Raw genomic sequence first — 24292 nt, forward strand, 5'->3', positions numbered from 1 at the left:
AGCGAGACGTGCTATTTAAGCAACTTGATTAACGCCCGCCCTAAACGAGCGTTAAGCGCGCCAGCGGCAATGGCTTCAGCCGAGTTTTCCATAAACTTGGCCGACAAACTGCCACCAATTTGATTGGCTACTTCGTCGGTAGCCAAGTCGAACACGCCCTGTGCCGCAATGTTTTGTGCCAGTACTTTTAACAGCTTCCAGTTACCCGCTGTGCTCGGCCTTAACCCGTATACTCGCGCCATACGGCGAATAGTGCGAAAGCTAATCCAAACCACGGCAAAGGTTTGGATAAGGTTGTTGGGGCTTATAAATGCCAAGCTTCCAGCAGTTACCGATTCTTTGTTCAATACCTTATGCGCTTTTTCCTGCACCGGCTTCAAAACCGTATCTTCGTACAGGCCAAGTCGTTCTGGCCCCGTCATATCGTCTTGAAGCTGCTGCTTGTAACGGTCGAAACAATGGGCCGCGTAAGACCCTCTAGAAAAGCGTTTGCCGTGCTGACTTAACACGCGGTCTATTTGTTGTGGCGATGTTTCACTTCCTTTATTGGCCAGTAGTTCCCGGATAACACCAGCATCTTCCATCGCTGTATTTACTTGCTTATAGCCGCGCCACTCTTTAAAGCTTAAAAAACTAAAGCAGCTAACAAACCCCACTAGCAGCGCACCCAAAACACCTGTACCTATGGGGTGCTCAGAAAGGTTCGCAGCAAGGGTGGTATAGGCTTCAAATACAAAAAAGCCAATTAACGACACTACACCGAAGCCCAAGGTGGCGGCACCTAACGAAAAACCGTCTTTCTTAGCTTCAACTTCCCACACATCTTCACCAACCTGCTGCGGAAGCTTGGTTTCCGGTTGCGCAATATCTAAGGTTTGCGTTTTAACCTTGGTTTTATACTGTGGCTTGTTCACCGCACTAGTTTGTTGGTCTTCCTGAGACGCTGTTTGAGAATGCGTGTCTGCATTATCTTGCTGATCGCTATTCGCGCCATAAAGCGCGTCACTTCTAGAAACGGTCGAACTGGGCGAATTACTAATATCGGACGAGCTAGACGGCTCTGGGCTTTCATCAAATGTATAAGGTTTATCGCTCATTGTTGTTCTCCTTTGCCCAGTAAAAACTGAAGCAATCTGTCTACGCCCTTACCTGCTAAAATACGCGCTTTAAAATCGCTGGGCACACTCACATTAGGTACTGGGAAATGACTGCCCTCTTCCATATCTTTTAGTGTGCTGGGTATGGGTTCAAACGTAGATTCTACATAGCGGCCTTCGCTGTCTTTATAACGAATAGCGTCTTCATTGCTGCCGTCGTCTGTGACTTGCATGCTAGACACTAAGAAATGTTCAAACTGAATAGGTTTACCGTCGAACCGTGCTCGTGCCCCTTCGGTAATCTGGGTAAGCAAATTAAGTAAATTACCGCGCTGACTTACCGGCACCAAGTCAGACTTAGTGGCCACAAACGCCACCTTGCCTATTTGTTCTTTTTTAAGCACATTGCGCGAAAACCAATTGCTTTGCCCGTACACGAAAGTATCGGCCAAATGGCTTAGGGTTTCCTTTAGCTGATACAAATGCTGTCTGCTATGGTTAAGCCCTTCAAACAAATCTACTAAAATAATTTGCTTATCGGTTTCTTTGAAAATGGACTGTTTTAACGGCGTTAACCACCCGTTTTGAAATTTTGAAAAATGCTTATCAAAGATTTTAAACCAAGGGTGCGACACATCGCTGGTAATGCTAGAAGGCAGAGGCGTAAAGCCAAAGGCCTGCCAATCAAAGTCGCTCGACTCTAATAAAAAACTCCCCGGCTGCAGCAAAGATATACCGTTCGCTTTAGCTTCAACCAAATAATCTCGGTAGGCGTTAACTAACAGCTGAATGCGCTGTTCTGTGGGCTCTTGTTCAAAGTCGAACTGATTAACAAAGGCTTTCCACTGACTGGCAAAGTATTGTTGCGGCCCGCTGCTAAGCTGCGCCCACGCAGAGTCTGACCAGTGAGCATAGGTTTTACTTAACATAGGAATGTCAGTAACCCACTCGCCAGGGTAGTCAATGAATTCAAACACCACTTCGCTATGGGGCAAAACATGGCGCTTTAGCGAAGCCGTTTCTTTTAAACGTACCACTAACTTAAAACCAAACGCTTCTTCAGTCGCTTTAGGCCACTGGCCGTTTTCAAGATCACCAATATTCTGCAAGTGCGGAAAAGGTTTATAGCCTTCAATGGGCTCTATACGCATATCAAGCACATGGGAAGGCGGCAAATATCGCAACAAAGGCAAACACGCATAACCCTCTTCACTACGGCTTTTCAGCATGGTGATAAGGCTGGTAAATAACATGGACTTACCGCTTCGACTCAGCCCAGTAATGGTGAATCGGTGCGTTTCTTTGTTAAACGCACTACTTAGTTTGTCGCCGGTTAGCGACGCTAATTCCCGAGTTTTGTCAAAAAGCGTAGCGATATTTTTCTGCATTATTGTTTTATATTCTGCCTTTGCAGCTCCTATACCTTTGAGCCTATCTCAACAAACATAACGTGCCGAGAGGGCTGCACTTACTTTAATATAAAGTTCGCGATATAAGAGTAATGAGGTTTTGTACGTTTAAAAGCAAGGGCAGTGCCATTTAAACACGCCACTTAGCAGGCAAAGCCAGGTAACCCTTAGCCTGCAAGTTAATGTTCGCGCGTTTGATTGAAGAGCTTTTTCTTTATACGATTTTTGCTGGAGTGCCAGTGGTTCTTGGGCTTGCGAGGCGCATTCTCGATAACATGCTCAAAATCAATATCCGACTTTTTAGTTGGCGCTACATGTGCACAAAAGAATGTATCAATTTGTGACTGCGCCAGCTTTTTTAAGCTTTCACGATATTGATTAGGGTGACATAGCGGATACGGTGGTACTAGCTCACCTTTCACCTGCACTAAAACATCGGCAATGTAAGCCTGCTGCGTGGGAATATGCGCAAGGGTTAGGTCGTGATCGGTATGACCCGGCGTGTACATTACCTGCCAATCGGGAAAACCCGGCAACCGCTGATTGTCGGCAAGTGTGATATCTGGCGCTAAAATTGGGTTATACCAAATAGGCATTCTAGGCTTGCCAATACGGTTTGCCACCCACCAGGTTAGCAGCAAATCAATACCGTGAGCGGTACGCCCGGCAAAGCCCGCATACCACTTAATCGCTTTGGGGTGTGATGCTACTTGTGCCCCCGTACGCTTGCGCAATTTAATAGCCCCACCAGCGTGATCGGGGTGCATGTGGGTAACAACAATAAGCTTTAGGTCTTGCAACGGGCGCCCTAGGGTTTGCGTAATATATTTGCACACTTTGTCTACATCGGCCCGGCTACAGCCATCAAGCAACAGCAAGCCGCTCTCGTCTTCAACAAGATAAATGTGCTGTATATAGCCTGCTAATGTGTGAATTTTCATTACCGCTTCCTTTTCACCCGAACCTGCAACGCTTGCTAAAAGTACTGCCTAATTAGCCTAAGCACTTACTTCTACTTATCTATATACCGTCGCGCTTTTTACCGTGAAAGTCGCTTGGCATTACAAAGCGTAAAATACTGTGCTAGTACCTGTATGCTATTAGCGATGATTGGAATGAATCCTATCAGAACTTATCTGGTATGACCAGATTCAGCGAACAAGTGTAACATTAAATCCCTAAGCCACATTAGCCCTGGCTCGCCTTCTTGCTGGCTATGCCAGTAAAGGTGTGTTTCCAAAGCCGGAAGTTGATACGGCAATTTAGTACTTATTAAATTGTCATCGGTTACCGCATCAGCTACGGAGCCTGGCAAGGTTAACAAAGCGTCTGTATTAGCCACTACATCAGCAGCCGCACGATAGTTTTGGCAGCGCCACAAGGAAGGCCGACTTACGCCCAACTGTTGAAGCGCAATTTCCTCTACCGACGCGCCTTTAGCACGATTAGACACGGTTATATGTCGAGCCGCCACATACTTTTTCTTATCTAAATTCTGCGCCAAGGGGTTTTGCTTATTCATAAGCACTTTGTAGGTGTCGCGACGCAATAGCGAGTGCGAGATAGGCGCGGCTACAGCGCGGCCAATATCAATAACTAAATGCAGATTCCGGTTGGTTAGATCAGCCAGCATGGTGTCACGATGTAAGCGAGTGCTTACTATTTCAATATTAGGCGCTTGTTTCTCCAAGGTTGAAAGCAGTATGGGCAGAACCCCTAACTCTAACGACTCCTGCATGGCAACAACAAAACGTTGATGGCTATGCAACGGGTCGAAATCGGTAAACTCCCCTAACGCCTTTCGAATATCGCCCAAGGCTTTTAAGATGGCTGGCGCTAATCTTTCACAAGCAGCGGTAGGCAGCATGCTTTGTTTTTCTTTTACAAAAAGCGGGTCGCCTAAAATATCACGAAATCGGCGCATAGCATGGCTAACTGCAGACGGCGTAATATGCAGCGCTTCAGCCACACGGGTCATGTTTCTATGCTGCCAAAGGGCCTCGAAAACCTTGAGTAGGTTTAAATCTAGCTTTTCAAATTGCCTGCTTTCTAACATCTGCATCATCATGAATGTAATTCACACCATCTAAGGATTATATTTCATTTCATTCACTGAGCAAGTTTCTCTAGTATGAAGCTAACGAAGCACTTTCGCACACATTCATCGATAGCTAAGGAGCATGAATTTAGTGCGCACTTAACAAGTAGGCTAATCATGTGATGCAAAGCCTTAATACGCTGCTTGCAAGCATTACAAACTAAAGCGAACAATTAAAAAATAAAGGTACCCTATGGATTTTTCACATAACGACAAAACCAAAGCCTTATTAGAAAAGCTGGATAACTTCATTGCTGAGCATATTGCGCCAATCGAGAATGAAGTTTACGACTTTCATCATAAAGAGAATAACCACGGCGACTGGAAAAACTGGAAGCTGCACCCTGGCACCGAGGCACTTAAAGCCAAAGCACGCGAAGCGGGCTTAGCGAATTTGTTTCTGCCTGATGCAGAGCTAGGCCAAGGCCTTACCACACTTGAATATGCGCCAATGGCTGAGCGTATGGGTAAATATTTGTTTGCCCCTGAAATATTCAACTGTAATGCGCCAGACACCGGCAACATGGAAGTGCTTTATCATTTCGGCAACGATGCACAAAAAGAACAGTGGCTAACACCCTTACTGGCTGGCGAGATCCGCTCGGTGTTTGGCATGACTGAACCAGATGTTGCATCGTCTGACGCTACCAACATGGCCGCCACCATTATTGAAGATGGTGACGACGTTGTTATTAACGGCAAGAAGTGGTGGTCGACAGGCTTAGGGCACCCTAACGCGGCATTCACTATATTCATGGGTTTATCGAACCCCGACAACGACAAGCACAGCCGCCACAGCATGGTGATAGTGCCGCTAGACACCCCCGGAATTACCATTAAGCGAATGCTAGATGCCTATGGCGATTACGATGCGCCTTACGGCCATGGCGAAATGCACTTCGACAATGTACGCGTAAGCAAAGACAACATTATCATGGGTTTAGGCAAAGGGTTTGCTATAGCACAAGGTCGCTTAGGCCCTGGCCGTATTCACCACTGTATGCGCGCTATCGGTATGGCAGAAAAAGCGTTAGAGCTTGCGCTTAAACGCGGACACGAACGGGTTGCTTTTGGTAAGCCTATCATCCGCTTAGGTGGTAACCTAGAGCGTGTTGCTGATGCTCGCATGGCAATAGAGCAAGCGCGTTTGCTTACCCTTCACGCGGCGTGGAAGATTGATAATCTAGGCGTGAAACACGCTATGACAGAGATCTCGGCCATTAAAGTGGTAGTGCCTAATATGCTTCAAAGTGTAGTAGATATGGCGCTACAAATTCACGGTGGCGCAGGCATGTGTAGCGACTTCCCATTAGCGCGATTTGCCGCAGGTGCAAGAGCCCTTCGCTTGGCAGATGGCCCTGACGAAGTGCACAAGGGTATGGTGTCTAGGTTAGAACTTAAAAAATATCAATAAGCTTTCTACAAGGGCGTTTGAAAACAAAGCAAGCTTGATAGAAGCCTACTTATAAGGCGCCCAATTTAGGGCCAGAAACAAAAATGCCGTTTCAATGAAACGGCATTTTTTATTGCTTTAAGGCTTAGTAAGTATAGCGTGCCTGCACGTACCACATACCACCATTGAAACCAAACGGACTAGCTTCTGAGTAAAGCTGGCCTAAGCTTCCTGCGCTTGGGTTTTCTTCTGGGTATTCGTCGAACAGGTTGTTCACACCAATAACAAGATCAAGGTTTTCGCTATAAGAGTACTTGGCTTCTACGTCTATCAAAATAGCCGCATCAATGCCGTCTACACCGTTACCCGTGTCGTCCCAACCACCGTAGTAGTTAGCGCGAACTAGGGTGCGAAGTGCGCCTTGGGTGTGTGTCCATGAAATATTACCGCGAAGGTTTGGCAGTAAGTCTTCAATTGCAGCAACACGGCCTTCACCAATTGGGTTAAGCGTACCTACATCGTCTACTTCGGTTTCGTTGTAGTTTGCCGCTAGGGTGATACGTGAATTACCTTCCCATAAATCGAAGCTGTAGTTACCTACAATGTCGATACCGCGTGTAGTGGTGTCGAAGCTATTCGAGAAGAAGCGGAACTGCGATAGGTCATCTAGACCGATAAAGTCTGAGCGGTCGATAATACCCGACGCATCAAGCTCAGTAAGCGCTTCAGATACGGTTGCGTAGTCGGTACCGCCACCGGCGAAGTTAAGCGCATCCAAGAAGTTTACGTTAGCACCTAGTGCAACACGGTTTTCCATTTCAATGTTGTAGAAGTCGATGGTCCAGCTCATATCTGCCACATCAATTGATGCACCGAAAGAGAAGTTAACCGCTTCCTCTGGCCCTAGCTCTGGACGACCGTTGCCTTGACTTTCAATGAAATCAGCCGCTAGCTGACCTGCCGCCGATGATAATGGCAGTGTACCTTGGTCAATTAGCACACCATTCACGTTTTGCGTGGTAACGTTAGTAATGCTTGCCTGGCCCGCTGTTGGCGCGTGGAAACCGGTTGAGTATGCACCGCGTAAACGGAAGTCGTCCGTTACGTGGAAAATACCGGCCAGTTTAAAGTCGGTAGTATCACCAAACTCACTGAAGTCTTCACGACGCAGCGCTGCTTGCAAGGTTAGTTGGTCTGTTACGTCAGCTTCCAAGTCAATATAGACCGCGTTACTGTCTTGTGACGAGCTAGTATCACGAGGGAAACCACCAAAACCGTTCGAGCTAGATGAGAAGCCTTGGCTTGCTAGTGGGCCAAGCGCATAAGACGCTTCATCACCCGCAAACAAATCAAACTCTTCTTTACGATATTCTGCACCAAACGCAACGTTTAAGTCAGACGCTAAACCTACATCAACACCGTACACAAAGTTAAGGTTAACTAGTGTTTCAGTTTGCTCTTGGCCACCAGGTACAAAGTCGCGAGGCGTATCTGGGCCTAACGAGGCATTAATGGTGTTTTTAATGAAGAAATCTGTGCGGTTAGAGCCACGCTGCGCGCTGAAGTCGTAACCTAAGCCGTTACCAATTTCTAAGTCACCACGTACGCCTACAGTAAACGCCATGTCTTCGTTGTCGCCACCAAAGCGCGGTACAAAACCTGTAGGAATAGTTTCGATGAACGAGAAACAGTTATCGTCAGCCTGTACTTGCGCTAGGAACGTTGGGTCAGGGAATACATTGCCTTCACCGCCAATAGGAATACCGTCGATACAGCTTCCACCTACGCCAACACCGTCAAGGTCACCAACAAGTACTGAATGTACGCCGTCTGGGTCGGCTAAACCTGTTAGTGGGTCAACCAATGGGCCTGCGTATACACCGCCGCGCTGGCTACCTTCCGTTACCGGGTTACGGTAGAAAAAGCCACCAGTAACCGTACGTTTACCGTAGTTACCAAATAGGTAAAGTTCGGCTTTGTCGTTTAGCTCGTACGCTGAGTTAATAAAAACTTTATAGTCGTCTTCTACGTCTGGCTGGCCCCAATACTGTGGCACTTCATTGGTATAAGTGTTGATGGTAGAAAAATCTGACTGGGCTAAATAGCCAGCATCAACCATACCTTGTACGTCGTCACGTACAACTGAGCGTACAGTACCTTCAACATCACGAATTTCACCTGTGATGTTCACAAAGCCGTCGGCACCTAGCGAGAAACCAGCGTTAGCAGAAATAGTGTAGTTGTCGCCATCGCCTTCATAAGTAGAGCCATAGTTAGCACGGAACTCAAAACCTTCATCATCATCGCGAAGCAAGAAGTTAAGCACCCCTGCAATAGCGTCTGAACCGTACTGAGACGATGCACCGTCACGCAGTACTTCAACTTGTTTTAGCGCAAGCGAAGGGATTGCTGAAATATCCACACCCTGCGCACCGTCAGAAATACCACCACCTAGGAAAGAGATAATAGAGCCGCGGTGACGACGCTTACCGTTTACCAACACCAACACGTTATCTGGTGATAGGCCGCGCATGTTAGCCGGGCGCACAATGGTAGCGGCGTCACTGATTGGCTGGGTGTTTACATCGAACGAAGGTACGTTAGTACGCAGCATATCTTGCACGTCGCTAGACGAGTTTTGACGGAATTCATCACCGGTAATTACGTCTACTGGCACTGGCGAGTCGGCTGCAGAGCGGTTGCTCATACGCGTACCGGTTACAATGATATTTTCAACATCTTCTGCTTTTTCTTCTGCTTCTTGTGCAAAAGTAGGCGCTGACATTGCCGCAAAAAACGGCAGTGAACTAGCAATAATGGCTGAGGTTATTCGATTAAGTTTTTTCCCCTTAGGGAAGTTACCTTGATCCACTGTGTTTCTCCTTCAAGACTTGTTGTTTTTTATATGGTTTTTATATTTTTATTATTGGCGTGAGCAATACTTATAAGTGGCCGCAGCTAACGTGCGTGACAGCCAAACTAATAAACACTGAATAATTAGAACAGAATAACTAAAAAATCTTACTGAAAGAGATAATTATCACTCACAAGGCGCAATTTATATTAGCCTTTAGGATAATACTGCTTTAACGAATTTACAGAAGGATAGAATTAGCGGTGCTTTCGACGGTAGGCAGCGCTAGGCAAAAAGGATTAACGATACTTTAGGTTTATAATGGGCGCACTTTTGCGCGTTAAACTAGCGCATAGCCTTGCTAGCAGGTAATGCGAGGGAATTAAAATTAAGAAACAAAAATGCCCACAGTGTTTTGCTAGGTATGCACTTACACGGCGGGCATGGTATCTAATTAAAAGCGAAGCAGTAGCTAACCCTAAAAGATTAGCTACCATCACTTAAATATAGCGCTTTAATTAAAAGCTATACGAAGCACTTAGCTGGGCGTTAATGCCTGCGCCGTAGTAACCCACGGTATGTAGGCTATTGATGTATTTCTTATCAAAGATATTGTTGATGTTCATGCGAACGGTTAGGTTTTCAGTAAACGCTTGCGATGCGTACACATTACCCAAGAAATACGCACCTTGCTCAACGTTGTAATCAACATTGCTTATCTCAGACTGCCAACGACCGCCAAAGCCTACTTCCACCTCTGGTGCTTGCGGTACTGTGTACGCTAGTTGGAATGTCACTACGTCGCGCGGTGCCCATAGATTAGCATCGTTACCTTGCTCGTCTTCTACGTCGATAGCGGTATAAGACGCGTTAACACGCAGTGCATCGGTTACCTGGCCGGCTACTTCAATTTCAAAACCATCAGACTCTACCGATACGCCCTCATAGTAATACTGTAGCGTTTCTGGGTTGGTGCCAGCGTAGGCGGCTAGGTTATCTTGCTCTGCAGTAAAGTAAGCGAACGTTGTTAATAAACGGTCGTCGAACCATTGGGCTTTCACGCCCGCTTCAAAGTTTTGACCTTTGGTAGGGTCTAGGTACTGGCCGTTAATGTCGTACTGTTCTTGCGGCTGGTAAACGTCTGAATAACTTACGTACGCGTTCACACCTTCAGTTACCGCGTAAGTAGCACCAACATAAGGGCTGGCTTCGCTTTCTGAGTTATCGATAACCGCGCCAGCGTTTTGCCCTGTACGCTCAAAATCAATAGCATTAAAGCCAGCAATAACATGCATTGCATCGGTAACGCTGAAACGGGCTGAACCGAAGTAACGGGTTAGGTTTTGCTCAATGTTTGAATATTCAGCAGCAGCTAGCCAATCTGGCTCGGCAATGGCATCTAGCGCATAAGGGAACGCTGGTGTTGGGCCGTAAGCAGGTGTAGTGGCATAGTCAAAGGCGTGAACAAAAGACACATCGTCGCTAGTAGCGTGGCTTACCCCAAAGTTAACTTCATGATTGCGGCCAAATAGCGAAAAATCACCAAATACACGGCCTTCTACAAGGTGAGAATCGCGCTCTGAGTCGTAACGACCCGGCCAGCCAACAAGGCCTAAGCCCGTGTCTTTATCAATAGCGCCGTAGGCGTAAAACAGTTTGCTTTGATCTTCAAAGTCGCGGTAGTTATAGCTAAGCAGAAGCTGCCAATCGTTATCGAACACGTAATCTAGCTCTACAAACGCATTGGTGGTTTCGGTATCCCATTTCGACCACTCTTGGGCCGTGGTATCGTTAATGTCCCACTCGGCTTGGGTACCATCGGTATAGTTAAATACTAGCCCGCCCCAGGTGTTGCCGTCGGTATTCGCATCTTGATAAGACAACCCAAAGGTTACGGTAGCGTTGTCGGTTAACTGCCCGTCGATAACACCGTACACAAAGCTGCGATCGTTCTCTAGGCCATCTAGGTGCGACTCTTTATCTTCAACGCTTGCTACCACGCGGGCCGCCCAGCTGCCGTCTTCAGTAAGCAGCATTGAATAGTCGCCCTGTACGCGCTTAAAGTTGTACGAGCCAATGCTTGCACCAATTTCACCACCCTCTTCATTAGTTGGGCGCTTGCGCACATAGTTAATGGTACCCGACGCATTACCCACACCGGTTAGCAGGCCGTTGGCACCACGAATAACTTCAATTTCTTCATAGCCGTACGCTTCTACAGAACCGGTAACAATACCCCAGTCGTTCGGCAGGCCTACACCGTCAATTTGGGTGTTTTTAATTTCAAAACCACGGGCTGTGTAGTTGGTACGGTTAGTTTCCCACTCTTCTACGTTAATACCCGGCGCAAGCTTTAGCGCATCATTAATATTAAACGCACCAAACGACTGCATTAAGTCTTCAGAAAGAATACTAATAGACTGGGGCGTTTCGCTAATTTCCATGGTTAAGCCCGTTGCACCGCGGCTAACGCGGTTTTGACGAACGCCAACAATACGAATTTTTTCTACGTCTGCTTCTTTAACTTCTACCGTATCGTTTTGCGTAGTTTGCGCATTTACCGACAATGCAAACGCGATAGGCGTTAGGGCAAATAAACTGCTTAATTTCATGGTTTTCTCTGTTATTGGTTTTGAAGGGTTGGTTTTTTTCGAGCGGGAGTATAAAACAGCTTAAACTTAATTTAAATGATAATTGTTTTTATTTATGAAGTGATGATTGGAGAAATGCTGTAACGCTGGCTGCGCTGAGGGTAATGCGATAATCTGTACTTTAGATCAGGGAGGCATCGACGTTTTGACCAGCAGTACAAAAAACACCATTACGCATTACAGCGAAAAAGCGCAGCACTATTACGATTTGTATAACTCGGTAGACGCCGAAAGTGTGCACAGCGATTGGAAAGCGTTTCTACAGGATACCAAAGCAGGCACCGCGCTAGATGTAGGCGCAGGCAGTGGCCGCGATGCCAACTGGCTAGCTGAACAAGGGTGGAAAGTAATAGCTGTAGAGCCTGCCGATGAGCTAAGAAATCTAGCACAAGCTAATTCACATAACAGTGTTATATGGTGTAACGCCAGCTTACCCGCCCTTACCGCCCTACCCCAACAGCCAAAAACATACGACCTAATACTGCTTTCAGCGGTATGGATGCACTTGCCCCAAGCGGAAAGGCCACCTGCGTTAAAACGGTTAGCAGAATTGCTTTCGGAAAACGGAACCATTTACATAAGCCTTCGGTTCGGCCCAAACGATGAAGCACGGCCCATGCACCCTGTAAGCTATGAGGAAGTGGCGGCTTTAGCACAAAGCAATGGACTTACTGCACGCAACTTAAACCCAGTTCCGAGTCAGGATGGTTTGAAGCGAGATGATGTGAAGTGGGTTACGGTTGAAGTGGTGAAGATATAATGTCAGGGAAAAATGTCGCAACAACGGATTTAAATGGATGAGTTTATCAAAATTGCTAGAGCGAAAAGGATTTCGACTCATTGACTCACAATATACTTCTTACTTATATAGTGACGCCGAGCAACAGACTGGCGTTATTCTAGATACGCAGTTTTATGGCAGTGACAAACCTCAATATCGATATCATGAATATACGGGTTGGCAAAATATGCTTATGCATAAATTCACCAAGCTTTATAGATTCATTGATGATCAAGAACCGGACAATAAATGGCTCTTTGATACCGTTTTAGGTGAACCAAAAGAAGAATACGATTTCAAACAGTATGGAACTGACAGACACACAAACGAAATAGATCCTACGAAGCCTGAGTATAACTTCGAAAGCCTCTTTGAACAGGTTTATGGTTCTAAGTATCTCTATGCCCTTACACGTGAATATCAGTACATCGACCTGCTTGGTAAAAGTCGTTATGTAGACTACGTACTAAAAACACAAGGCGGTGATATTGCAATTGAGTTAAACGGCGAAGCTTTTCATCACCCGCTCGTTATCAATAGAAAACGGTATCTTTCTCAGTTGCTTAAACAAAACTCGTTAATGAAAGACGGTATAAAAGTGTATCGTTGGTCAAATGCGGGAATGGCAGACGAAAAAAAGTTTGCCGATCAAATTCGTCTATATTTTGGGACGACCGAAACGTTCTGCGAAAAACCCTCAGCAAGTCAGTTTCGTCATATCAGCTTTTCACCTTTCAAACACCAAGAAGACGCACTATCTGACATACAAAATAATAGGGAAGCAGGAAAGGATACTTTCTTGCTGATACTGCCTACTGGTACAGGCAAGACGGAAGTATTTATTGCAGACCACCACAGGCAGCGGAAGTTGGGACTAGCTAAACGTGCATTGGTCATAGTACCTTTCAAAGACCTTCGCGACCAAACAAAATCACGGTTTCTAGAGCGCAACCCTTCCCTAATAGTATCTTCGGATATAACCGATACCGAAGCAGATGTAATCGTACAAACAACACAAGCAGTACAAAGACGTTTCTCTTCTCTTTCGTCAGACCACTTCGACTATATTGTGGTGGACGAGGCACACCATGCACCTGCACAAGGTCTTAAAAGAGTTTTAGAGCACTTCAAGCCCAAAACCTTACTCGGCTGTACAGCAACCGATAAACGGCTAGACCAGAAAGATTTAGCTGAAATATTTGGTAGATATCGGATAAACATGACCCTAGAAGAGGCGATAAAACAAAACCTCTTACCCCCTATACGCGCTTTTCGATTAGAGAGTAATATTGATTTTTCACAAGTACGATTCAATGGGAAAGAATTCGTAAAAAGCGACCTCAACAAGAACGTCATTATCCCTTCACGAGATCAGCTGATTGTTGACGTTATTTCTAAATACTTTAGCCAAGAAGACACCACTACCCGCCAATCTCTATCTTCACTTCAAGGCGTAATATTTTGCGTAGATGTAAAGCACGCGAATAGGCTTGCAGAGCTACTCAATAAACACATGATTAGTGCAGAAGCAGTATCGGCAAACAGCCGCGAAGGCCTTCAAAAATATAAGGATGGGAAGCTACGGTTTTTATGTGCATGTGATTTGTTAAATGAGGGTTGGGACGCCCCCAACACTTCGATTGTCGTAATGGCAAGGCCAACCATGTCCAAAGTGCTTTACATGCAACAGTTGGGAAGAGGCACAAGAAACCACCCGGGCAAAGAAGCGCTTTATGTAGTTGACGTGGTTGATAGTTATGGACCAGTGCTTCAACCATGGAGCTTACACAGTATATTCAATTTAACTGATTACAAGCCTTTCGCTGATGTGTTCAACCCAAACGCAGTACCTGTAGGTGAAGAGATTGTCCTTGACCACCTTCATGAATCCGTAAGAATACTGAGACCCATTAAGCTATTTAATTTTGAGGATGAATTCGGCGATTATGTAAATGATGAACAACTAGCAAGAGAGCTATTTGTTTCCACGGGGACGGTTAAGAACTGGGTGAAAAATCAAAGTATAGTTCCAGACAAGCAGTTGCCGTTTGGCAATAAAATGCTTAACTATTATAAGCAAAGTAGAGTTCACGAAATACGCGAAGCGAAAAACCTGAAGCTTCGTAGCGAAGCCACAAGAAGGGATGATTTTCTCGAGTTTTTAGAGCAACGAGATTACACGTTTTCATTCAAAATCATCTTTTTACTTTTGATGCTTAAGCACGCAGATAAAACTGGCGAAGTATCACTTACATTGCTAAGAGATGATTACCAGTCATTTTATAAAGACTTACTGACAAAATACGGTAAAGCAGAAAAACCAAACAGCCCTTTGAATAAAGAAGAGTTTCTAAATGACAAAAAACAGCTAACTAAAAGTATTCTGCAGAATCCATTCGAAAAGTTCGAGCGCAAAAGCTTTATGTACCACGCCAAGGATTTAGACAAACTAGCCTTTGATGCTGTTTTGTGGGAGAAGCTTGAGAGCAGCGACATAGAGTTAATTAGGAGGCAAATGCTTGAGGATGGGAAAAGTTACTTCGATAAAAATGTTGAAGGTGGCGCGTTCAAAAAGGAACTCTTTAGTGAATAGTTTTTTCAATTGATAACTTGGTGAGACTAAGTCGTTTAGAAGCAGAATAATATTAATATTGCTCAAAACTTTTAGCCTGGTATTATTGCTCAGCATTTTTTTAATATAGTGGCTATTGTGAAAACAGGCGAAGTTCTAGTAATCGATTTGTTTGCCGGTCCGGGTGGGTTAGGTGAAGGAATATCTTCTTGTCGGCACAAAAATGGAAGTAGTCCATTTCAAATCGGGTTGTCTGTTGAGAAAGATCCGCATGCACATAAAACTCTAACAACAAGAGCATTTTTCAGAAAAGTAAAAGGTTTGCCCGGCGGACTCGATGATTACTATGAATATGTTAGGGGCAATCTTTCTAGAGAAGTTCTTTTTCAACGCTACCCTGAACAAGCGAGAGAAGCGAACATTGAAACTCTAGAGGGGCCAAGAGAGCTAGGCGCTGATAACAACTTAATTCATGAACGTATCCGAGAGTTAACGAAAAAGCATACCGGGCCGACGGTGGTAATCGGGGGCCCCCCATGCCAAGCTTACTCTTTGGCCGGAAGATCCCGCAACGCCGGTATCAAAAACTATAAAGCTGAAAAAGATTCCCGTAACTTCCTTTATCTTCAGTATTTGAAAGTGCTGTCCATAGCCAACCCAAACGTATTTATAATGGAAAACGTTCGCGGAATTCTGTCTGCAAAATTAAACGGCAAAGTCATGTTTCCGCAAATGTTAAAGGATTTAAGAAATCCAAGTAGAGTAACTAAGGTAAAGAATGGTCCCAAATACAAAATATACTCACTTGTTGTAAATGCGGAGAATCCCGACAATCCTCAATATAAAGATTCGAGAGATTTTCTCATAAAATCAGAAGAATATGGTATTCCGCAGGCTCGTCATAGAGTAATTTTAATAGGTGTTAGAGAAGATATAAAAGCTATACCGTCAACACTAAAAAAAGCAGACAATACGATAAGTGTAGAGAGTGTTCTAAGCGATTTACCGCCGCTTAGAAGTGGATTTTCTAAGAAAACCGAGAACGAGGGGCAGGTTTGGACTAGAGTAATCTCAAAGAACGCAAAATACTTAAAAAGATTACTCCAGAAGACTGGTATTTACTCAAAGAAAACTATTGATGATCTAGACATTGAGCCTATTAAGAAGCTGAATAGAGTCGAATCTCAACATGCAAATATCGAAGAAACCAAACTCACATCGCCCTTAAAGGATTGGTTATTGGATGAAAATCTAAAATACGTATTAAATCATGATACTCGGGGTCATATGGAGTCAGATTTGTTACGTTATGCCTTTTGTGCTGTACATGCGAAATTAAATGAAGGTATATCGCCAAAGTCGAGAGACTTTCCAAAAGAGCTAGCACCTAACCATAAAAATTGGGAGTCAGGTGATCACGCGGATCGCTTTAGAGTCCAACCGGCAAATTCGTACTCAAAAACAATTACCAGCCATATCGCTAAAGATGGTCATCACTTTGTACACTACGACCCTAAACAGTGCCGGAGCCTTACTGTAAGAGAAGCCGCTCGTTTGCAAACTTTTCCCGATAACTATTATTTTGAAGGTGAAAGAACTAATCAGTATGTTCAGGTTGGAAACGCCGTACCACCGTTTTTAGCAAAACAGATCGGTAAAGTTATAATGGAACTACTGAATTAAGCTATGCAAAGTATGATTCGCTATAGCTTACTCAATAAGTAGAAAATAAAATCTCAACTTAGCTATGCATAACTTGTGAAGTCTGCCTTTCACTTACCTTTGGTGACAAACATCGGCAGCTTTAAAATCAAAAATTTAAGCTACATAAATATTAATTAATCGATAGCCCTGTACTTCTTTATTGAAAGTTGAAACTCATTGGAATCATAAAAATGGTTTAATTCTTTAGAATTTTTAATAACATTCCACAACTCGGACTTTTTGGCATATTCACTACAGTCGTCACTTAACGAATACCGTTTTATTAAATCATTCACCAAAGAGAGTAACTTAAACAACATATCTTCTAGATCGCCGCTAATGACTTCTTGCTTCCATAGCTTATCTAAAGCAAAGTTAGCTGACTTAGGGTTTCCATCTGTATAAGCATAAATTGCGGCAATAGAGTAAGGAACAGCAGCTGAACGCAGTTGACCAATAGCATTTTTTCCAGCTCCATAGATCTCTTCCATCTTTCTAAAAAGAATCATTTTAGCTACTAATCGCTCATAAAAATCTCTATTTATCTCAATACCTTCACCCTCTTCAGGCTCCAGCTCTTCTATAAATAATCGAAAGATTTTTTCACCGCCTTTCTTTACTAAGTATGGAATATCACCCCAAGCACAATAATATTTAGCTAGAAGCTCTTTTGTAAAACGCTTACTCGTGGGGAAGTCTCTTTTAAGTTTAGCTGGATTGTTGTCCTTTCTTACTCGTGTATTAAATTCACCTTTTGCTCGCTCAAAGAACCAATAACCGCCAGATGGTGTTATCACGGTTTCACTTAACCTTTTTAACTGAACGAGTTTAGGGCTTCTAGATCTTAAATCTACTCTCGATACTCTTGATTGACTGTTTGAATATTCACTGATTTTTGAAATTAAATCGTCTAGTTCAGAGGTCTTGTTGTTTTTGGCAACGTTTATTTTTGCCATGACTTTAACCTTGGAAATATCCAGTCCCTCTTTACGTGAAAAATAAATACTTGCCGTAGTTTGACCACCATTGACAATTTGAAAGTCTTCCAAAGAGGACAAGTACCAAGACTTCTTCTGGTAATAGACTTTCGCATCAGTAGCTGTAATAGTTAAACCGTTGTTATATGCAATAAATTTTTCTGGCTCATTTTTAATCGTAGATTTGATGCCGCGATTGACGCCTTTAAACTGTAAGAAAGATCTGACATTCTTTTCTAACAGCTGGGAGGAATAGCGCTTGTAAAGGTCAGCGAGCATATCGGCATCCAAAACACAAAGATAGGATTCAAACTCACTTTCCTCCGCAGCTTTAATAACTTCAATGTCCTTGTTTACAACGTCCTTAAACACAACTTTAAGAGGTTTACCTCTTCCTTGAGATACTAGGCAATTGGCTATGTAATTTAAGTCGATTACTCGCCTAACAAATAGGAGTTCTTTTGAAAAAACCTCGCCGTTTTGCTTTACGTTGAATGTTTTGTTTTCTTCTTCGAAATGGATGCTTTTTAAATGTGCCTCGCCACCACGGTTCATTACTGTTATTGACAACGAAACTAAGAATATTTCAATTACATCAAAGGCTTTTAAGCCCTCAATAGACCTTAGTTTAGCAACAAGTGGCTTTACTGGTTCCGAATCTTGTAAGTCATCTAAATTTCCCTTAATCGCAGAAGTGATAAATCTGATGACTTTTTTAAACTCGGTATCATATTCTGAACGCTGAGAAACGAGGATGTCATTGTCACTTTGTGACAGATATTTATCATTAATAATAAAAATCTGTAGTCGCTCGCCGGTAAAATTTATGGTGTACCCATTTAGTTTTAAGTTATCAGCTTCTGAGGAAAAATAAGCGCTGTTAATATCCTCAGAGTCAATTAACTTTGTGTCTACTAAATGAGGTGGTATTTGTTCTAGAAGTGCATATTGCTGAACAAAATCATGCTCATCCTTTGATGCTTCCAGTAACTCGTCTCGAATATCAATAAGGGATTGAAATGACACTAATACTTCTCCGTGTACAAAATAAATTCATTCAAGCTGGAAACATCTAATTTATATTTGACTGAAAATACTTCATCAATAAGCCTGCTTCGAACAATTTTGGGGAATTTTTCGTCTAGACAATTGTAATATGTAACTCTCGATGCTTTATATGAATAGTTTTCGTATCTTTTCAAATTGCGTTCATCTAGTTTCAAGGCAATTAAGCGAGCTATAAACAGCGAGAGGTCGGCACTTTTCTCTAATATAATTTTTTTTATTTTGCTATATAAATCTTCGATAGTTAGACCATTAACGTCTTTTTCAACATTAACGATACAAAGCTCTAAATTTTCTACTGCCCCGGAATCTAATTGAAATTCGCTTGCAATATTTATAGAATTTTGCGTAGAAAGCTTGCTTTTGACCTCAATACTTATATCGCTAAACGTAAAGTCATGAACCGAATCAAAAGGGCCTGTCCAAGCTTCTAAAACTCTGTCAACTTCGATTGCCTTCGAGTTTTTCTCAACAAGTTTTTTCAGAATAAATAGCTCTCCCCAAATTCCTAGAATTGTTTTTTCGCTATATACCTTTTTCTCTAATTTACGAAAAAATTGATTCCATTTGACGAAATTTTCTATCATGCGTTTCGATGCTATCTCAATTGATGACTCTTTACTTATTGCGTTAAACATTGACACTATTAGATCGTCAAATAAATCATCAAATTCTATATCAATTAACTTTATTGCGATCAGCTGTTGCGCGCGGGAATAAGTTAATACAATATTCTCATTCTCTAAAATTTCGATAGATGGCTGAAAATTATCGGGTAAATGGAGAATGAGATAACGGCATTTATCTTTGTCAATGGCTAGAAATAGTTCTAATATACAGAGCTCCGATAACCTAATAGTCTTTAACCCTTTTCCATCCAATATGGCGCTGTCAAGTTGAGCCCACTTACTACTTAAATTCATTAAATATTCACATCATCTGGTAAAGCCGAACCACCTTGCTCAAAGTCGTTACAATCGTCTTCTTCGAGTTCACTCATTTCTTGCAAATTGTAATCGCCTTTTACATATACACCGCTGGGATCTTGGTTACGGCTGATAGGCGGAAATCCTATTGCCAAGCCAATTAGAGGAACACTTAGGTCTATCCCTTTTTCCCTAACCCATGCAGAATACTCTGGAATCTCCTCGCCTTTTTCTTGCCTAAATGAATAATAAGAGTCAAAAAGATACACGATCAAAATACCCTCTTCTGGTGATAGCTTTTCGCGGTAAACTCTTTCTGGAACATTTTTTTGCTTGGCTTTTTCTAGTGCTTCATTCTCACTCAATGAAGGATCCAGCTTCATAAGACCTGAAGCTTGTTCCTTGTAGTATTCAGTGTCAGCCATATTCGCAGTGGTTTCAGTAATTGCAGCTGCCATGTCTCTACCACTAGACATTATGTTTGCAGACTTTGACGTAGCTTTGAAAGTAGAGTTTTTAATTAACTCATCGAAGAAACGTTCTCCGGGCTTTGGCCCACGTCGAACGGCTAAAGTTACATCAATTGGCAAGCCACTTTCAGCAGTACCTAGTTGGCCCAGCCCATTTGAACTTTTGGACGTACCAGTCGTTTTTATCGCAATAGTCCAATTTTGAAGAAGTCCTTTTTCGTTACACTTTTTTATGTACGCAGCCATAAGTTCGCATTTCGTAGGGTCGAAATTATTTTGAGCCTTTAAGATTTCCAGAATTAATTCAGAGTTAACTTGCTTACAAAGTAAAGTTCCCCTCATTTCAGCATCGGCCATTACCGGTGAGAGCTTGGCTTTGAATGCGCTCCAAACATTTGAAATATGGTCCTTTTCAACGTTAATTGATGTACTCATTTGTAAAGAGTCTTGATAGGACCATTTCACCAACTCCGTATTCTTCAAAATAGAAGGCCGTGTAATTTGTAGAACTCCTTCGTGTGTTCTTACTCTTAATTCGAAGTCACTTGGAGTACGGCCCAGATCATCCATTTTTTTAAATTCGGCTTTTAGTTCTTCTACACAAAGAGTTGTCGAGTCATATTTGTCTATTAAATCTTGAGAGGTAAAAAGCTTGCAGCAATCGAGATACCCGGGGCGATAACCAAACCATCGCCCCATTTGCAGTAGCGAATCTGAATAGTTAGTAGTTCGAACAAAATAACTAGTAATTAAACCCTCCAAAGTGAAGCCCCTTGAAAGCCGATTACCTCCTATAGCAATTACTTTTTTAGGATCGCTTTTTTTATAATCTAGCTCATCATTGGTTTGGCTATTCAACGCTAATATATCAATATCTTTAGCGGCATCTATCAATCCAGGTAAGACAGAGTTGAAAGAAGTAGGCGTCATGAATTCATCTACATAACCTTTAGGCAAATACTCCCTAATATTCAAAATTATGTCGTGATAATACCTTCTCCAGACCTTCTCAAATTGCAGATATACAGAGCCAGGTGCATTTGGTTTATCCATTACTAGTCGCGAAATCAAATCTGAGTAATATGTTTTAAGGAGTCTTTTTGTCTTTGACTGCCATGCCGTGAATCTAGATATATGCACAAGCATTGTATTGTGAGGTTGATACAGATTAGACGTAAGCATTTTGGGTTGGCGCAGTTCCCTTACTGCAATACCTAGAATAAAACACATAACAGACTGCTTAAGTGAATCAGGAAGATTTTTTGGGAATTTATCTATCGCCTTTGCGGCTCTAGTTCCTTTTCTGTAATCAGAGTAGCTAATGAAATGTTTATAAGTACCAAATTTACCGTTCTTTTTTTCCCAATCAGGTTTGGAGTCAAAGCGCTCGACACCAATGACTTCTTCCTCAGCTACTTCTAGTACACGACTTGGAAAGTCATCAGAGTAATCGTCAATAGAAAATACAACCGGCAATTTAGGTACACCCTCATCAGATAGGGTTTCGAAAATTCGTTGAGCACCGACATAGTTAGTTGGCGAGTTCAATTGCACTATAAAGTCATCTGGGAACAAGTTGTTTATCTGGCTGAATTTAACTGACTTATCTTGTTGTTTAGTTTTGTAAGTCAATTCCCATGCATTATCGGGAACATCGTTTCTATCTTGAATTACATTTGCGAATGGCGTTGCTGTATACCCCAAATATGAACGTTTATGAAAAAGATCCAAAAGCGCTCTAATGTGGCCGTTTATCTTTGATGCATATTCCTGCCCTTTGTGTCCCTCATTATTCAAAGATGCATTATCAGCTTCGTCGTCTATCAGTAAGAAAGGAGTAGCATGCTTGCTTTCCCCTTCAGATAAATTCTCGTTAATCCAAATGAGTAGATTTTTTAGAATACTGACATTTTTTTTGCATACTAGAATGTTTATAGGCTTCATTGAGAAATTGGCTTTCTCGAGTGGACTGCTAAAGTCTGCATCTTCTGAAGTTATAGAGTTAACTTGCTGGACAGGCGATCCAACATCAATACCAAAAGACTCGATTAGCCCGACCCCTACTTTCCCTTTTTTTCCTTCACCTATTACATCCAATTGTATTCTTTCCTGAGTTTGCACACGCAAATCATCCATAAGACCTGAAAGTACGATAATAAGCCTATAGCCGGCATCAATTGCACGGTTGATTACTGCGTTAAAATTCCCGGTTTTACCTGACTGCACATCGCCTTCAACCAACCCTTTGATCAAAAAGCTATTTTCATTTTTAGGATCTCCCAGTTTTCCAAGAATTTTTTTCGACGAAGCCTCTATTTCTCGAACTACCGTATCCGCTCTTCCCGTATTTGATAAATGCTTCAAATATCTTGATGTATAGTTCCACTTAATTTCTGCATCTCTAGAGCCATTCAGCCATGTGTCCTTGTTTTTAGATAAAATATTTAGGTCATCTACTGTTGTTACTGTAGTAGCCAAAACTTCCTTTCTTATTGCATCAAAATACTCTTCAAAGGTTTCCTCTGATATTGACGGCCAGCCAGAGAGGTTCGCAATGGCCATCACCGCGTCTTGAGTTTTCTCATATGATTCTTCTAAAAACTTGGACAGTGAGCCTGACGTAAATTCTTTTTGGTGACGAGCAAATTGATGTTTTATTGCGTTTTGATATTCAAATTGAAAATTTAACATTACTGCTCCAGTAACTTTAAAACATTGCTTGGAAGATTAGTCTCGCTGATTCCGAAGTTTTGTCGTATATGCTCGATAATAAAAGAGTTAGGGAACTCGTGCTCTTTGGCCTTTTCAACAAAGTATTGAAGCGAGTTAACCTCTTGCTTTGAATAAACTTCATAGTGAGGTTGCCCTTCGTGAATATTTCGGATTTTGTTAGTAGAGTGATTTAACACACGCAGGAGCAAGTTGAAATGGCTTTTTTGCTCCTCATTTAATGACTCCCGCAACATTTCAACTAACGGGTACTCACTATTAATTTCAAGCATAGGCCCTTTATTTGTGTGAACTTTATTGAATAGCGATAAATCAACTTTCTTCTTTCGTTCAGGGAATTTGCGTAAACCTCTATTGGTGTATTCTTTCGTAGCTTCAGTGGTTAGGACGCGAATGTAACCTTCAAATGCCTCTTTTAAGTCATGCGGAATAATAACCGCTGATTTCGCTACGTTAAGATGTAATAGGTGGTCTGCACTATTGCCGATATCAACTCTCAACCTTGCAAGTTGTAGCCTCGGATATTTCTTTATTAGGCCATTCCAACCGCCGTATAAAATCAAACGATTAGCTCTGTATACATATACTCCTTCCATATCAATTAAACTTTTATTTGACGTAGTCCAGCAATTTTTTTCACTTTTTACTTCGTCAAGGGCGATAGACGGAAGTACAAATCCCTCTAACTTGATATTGTCATTACCAAATTGCTTTTGTCTGTATTCGATGCTTCTAAGACCTTTATGAGTCTCGGGAAATGGATTGAAAGACTGGATTAGATGGTTGTTCACCCTAATTTTTAAAGACTTTTTCTTATCTTCAATAAATCTATGAAATACGATACCTAGATGCTCATAAACATTTATTGAAACTTCACGATTTAGCGCTTTTGAACGGTTTTTTTCATTTAAGTAGTCTTCAAACTTATATAGGCCGGACCAAATAATAATTGTGTTCGCTTCGAATCCTTTAATAGGGTCAACATAAGAACTTCTCAATCGAATGTAGTCTTGCAGTAAACGGTCTACCTCAGCATCTGAGTTTATTATTAAACGCCACTCTCCAGTTTTTTTTATAAAATCGACATCCCAAGTAAAAGCATGGTAGCGGTCTGTTCCTTTTTTTCGCGATAAAACGGTAAACTTTCTGGACTGTGAAAAAGACGCGGCTTTCATTCCTAATCCAAAACGCCCCAAATCCATCGCGCTTCTTACGTGCTCTGGTGAACTACTTGGAAATTTACAGTTTTGTTCTAACTCTTTTGGAGACATGCCTTCGCCGTTGTCACATATAAAGAGTTGAAAAGGTGATTTTTCAGTGTCTACAAGGATCTCAATACTATCGCAGCCAGCGGTGATAGAGTTATCCGCAAGATCAGCGATTGCAGATTCAAGAGAATAGCCTTGCTCAGAAATTGATTTGATTAGATATTCTGGGTTTGGAATTGCGGAAACGTATCTCCGTTCAGCTTTTTTGGATACATTCATTTCAAGCTAACATTCCTTGTAAAACTTCTTCCATTGGCTAAGAACAACAGCCTTACTTTCAAAAATCGAAAGGTAACA

At 42.5% G+C, this 24292-nt stretch carries 14 protein-coding genes; 4 read left to right on the plus strand and 10 right to left on the minus strand.

Going from position 1 to position 24292, the window contains the following annotated elements; genetic code table 11:
* Nucleotides 1-11: 11 nt before the first annotated feature.
* The 4 genes from ACXACS_RS01090 to ACXACS_RS01105 all read right to left on the minus strand — a co-directional run bounded on the left by ACXACS_RS01090 (nt 12) and on the right by ACXACS_RS01105 (nt 4562).
* Complete coding sequence (locus ACXACS_RS01090; RefSeq protein WP_474803006.1) at nt 12-1097, minus strand: DUF697 domain-containing protein; 1086 nt, start codon at nt 1095-1097, stop codon at nt 12-14.
* Nucleotides 1094-2485, minus strand: a complete 1392-nt coding sequence (locus ACXACS_RS01095; RefSeq protein WP_474803009.1) for a YcjX family protein — start codon at nt 2483-2485, stop codon at nt 1094-1096. Before ACXACS_RS01095 ends, ACXACS_RS01090 begins: the two co-directional genes overlap by 4 nt.
* Before the next feature lie 200 nt (nt 2486-2685).
* Nucleotides 2686-3447: an MBL fold metallo-hydrolase gene (locus ACXACS_RS01100; protein ID WP_474803012.1), complete on the minus strand. Its 762-nt coding sequence runs from the start codon at nt 3445-3447 to the stop codon at nt 2686-2688.
* A 191-nt stretch (nt 3448-3638) separates the two neighbouring features.
* Nucleotides 3639-4562: a LysR family transcriptional regulator gene (locus tag ACXACS_RS01105; protein WP_474809182.1), complete on the minus strand. Its 924-nt coding sequence runs from the start codon at nt 4560-4562 to the stop codon at nt 3639-3641.
* A 235-nt stretch (nt 4563-4797) separates the two neighbouring features.
* Here ACXACS_RS01105 and ACXACS_RS01110 point away from each other — a divergent pair, with 235 nt between their 5' ends.
* Complete coding sequence (locus ACXACS_RS01110; protein ID WP_474803015.1) at nt 4798-6018, plus strand: acyl-CoA dehydrogenase family protein; 1221 nt, start codon at nt 4798-4800, stop codon at nt 6016-6018.
* A 124-nt stretch (nt 6019-6142) separates the two neighbouring features.
* Here ACXACS_RS01110 and ACXACS_RS01115 read toward each other — a convergent pair whose 3' ends face one another.
* Both ACXACS_RS01115 and ACXACS_RS01120 read right to left on the minus strand, forming a co-directional pair.
* On the minus strand, nt 6143-8869 hold the full coding sequence (locus ACXACS_RS01115; RefSeq protein WP_474803018.1) for a TonB-dependent receptor plug domain-containing protein: 2727 nt from the start codon (nt 8867-8869) through the stop codon (nt 6143-6145).
* 500 nt (nt 8870-9369) lie between these two features.
* Nucleotides 9370-11463 (minus strand): TonB-dependent siderophore receptor, encoded by a 2094-nt coding sequence (locus tag ACXACS_RS01120; RefSeq protein WP_474803022.1) that lies wholly within the window; start codon nt 11461-11463, stop codon nt 9370-9372.
* A 184-nt stretch (nt 11464-11647) separates the two neighbouring features.
* Between ACXACS_RS01120 and ACXACS_RS01125 the strand changes: the two genes are divergently transcribed.
* The 3 genes from ACXACS_RS01125 to ACXACS_RS01135 all read left to right on the plus strand — a co-directional run bounded on the left by ACXACS_RS01125 (nt 11648) and on the right by ACXACS_RS01135 (nt 16538).
* On the plus strand, nt 11648-12262 hold the full coding sequence (locus ACXACS_RS01125) for a class I SAM-dependent methyltransferase (RefSeq protein WP_474803025.1): 615 nt from the start codon (nt 11648-11650) through the stop codon (nt 12260-12262).
* A gap of 37 nt (nt 12263-12299) precedes the next feature.
* On the plus strand, nt 12300-14876 hold the full coding sequence (locus ACXACS_RS01130; protein ID WP_474803028.1) for a DEAD/DEAH box helicase: 2577 nt from the start codon (nt 12300-12302) through the stop codon (nt 14874-14876).
* Nucleotides 14877-14993: 117 nt separating this feature from the next.
* Nucleotides 14994-16538, plus strand: coding sequence for a DNA cytosine methyltransferase (locus ACXACS_RS01135; protein WP_474803031.1), 1545 nt, complete (start codon nt 14994-14996; stop codon nt 16536-16538).
* Between the two features lie 155 nt (nt 16539-16693).
* Here ACXACS_RS01135 and ACXACS_RS01140 read toward each other — a convergent pair whose 3' ends face one another.
* The 4 genes from ACXACS_RS01140 to ACXACS_RS01155 are packed head-to-tail and all read right to left on the minus strand — an operon-like array spanning nt 16694 to nt 24214.
* Nucleotides 16694-18562 carry an AIPR family protein gene (locus ACXACS_RS01140; RefSeq protein WP_474803034.1) on the minus strand — a complete coding sequence of 623 codons (1869 nt, stop codon included), beginning with the start codon at nt 18560-18562 and terminating at the stop codon, nt 16694-16696.
* Complete coding sequence (locus tag ACXACS_RS01145) at nt 18562-19524, minus strand: PD-(D/E)XK motif protein (RefSeq protein WP_474803037.1); 963 nt, start codon at nt 19522-19524, stop codon at nt 18562-18564. The genes ACXACS_RS01140 and ACXACS_RS01145 overlap by 1 nt, the downstream gene beginning before the upstream one ends.
* Nucleotides 19524-22688 carry a Z1 domain-containing protein gene (locus ACXACS_RS01150; RefSeq protein WP_474803040.1) on the minus strand — a complete coding sequence of 1055 codons (3165 nt, stop codon included), beginning with the start codon at nt 22686-22688 and terminating at the stop codon, nt 19524-19526. Before ACXACS_RS01150 ends, ACXACS_RS01145 begins: the two co-directional genes overlap by 1 nt.
* Nucleotides 22688-24214, minus strand: a complete 1527-nt coding sequence (locus ACXACS_RS01155; RefSeq protein ID WP_474803043.1) for an ATP-binding protein — start codon at nt 24212-24214, stop codon at nt 22688-22690. The genes ACXACS_RS01150 and ACXACS_RS01155 overlap by 1 nt, the downstream gene beginning before the upstream one ends.
* Nucleotides 24215-24292: the final 78 nt, after the last annotated feature.

The organism is Alteromonas sp. AWM4_230, from assembly GCF_056158305.1.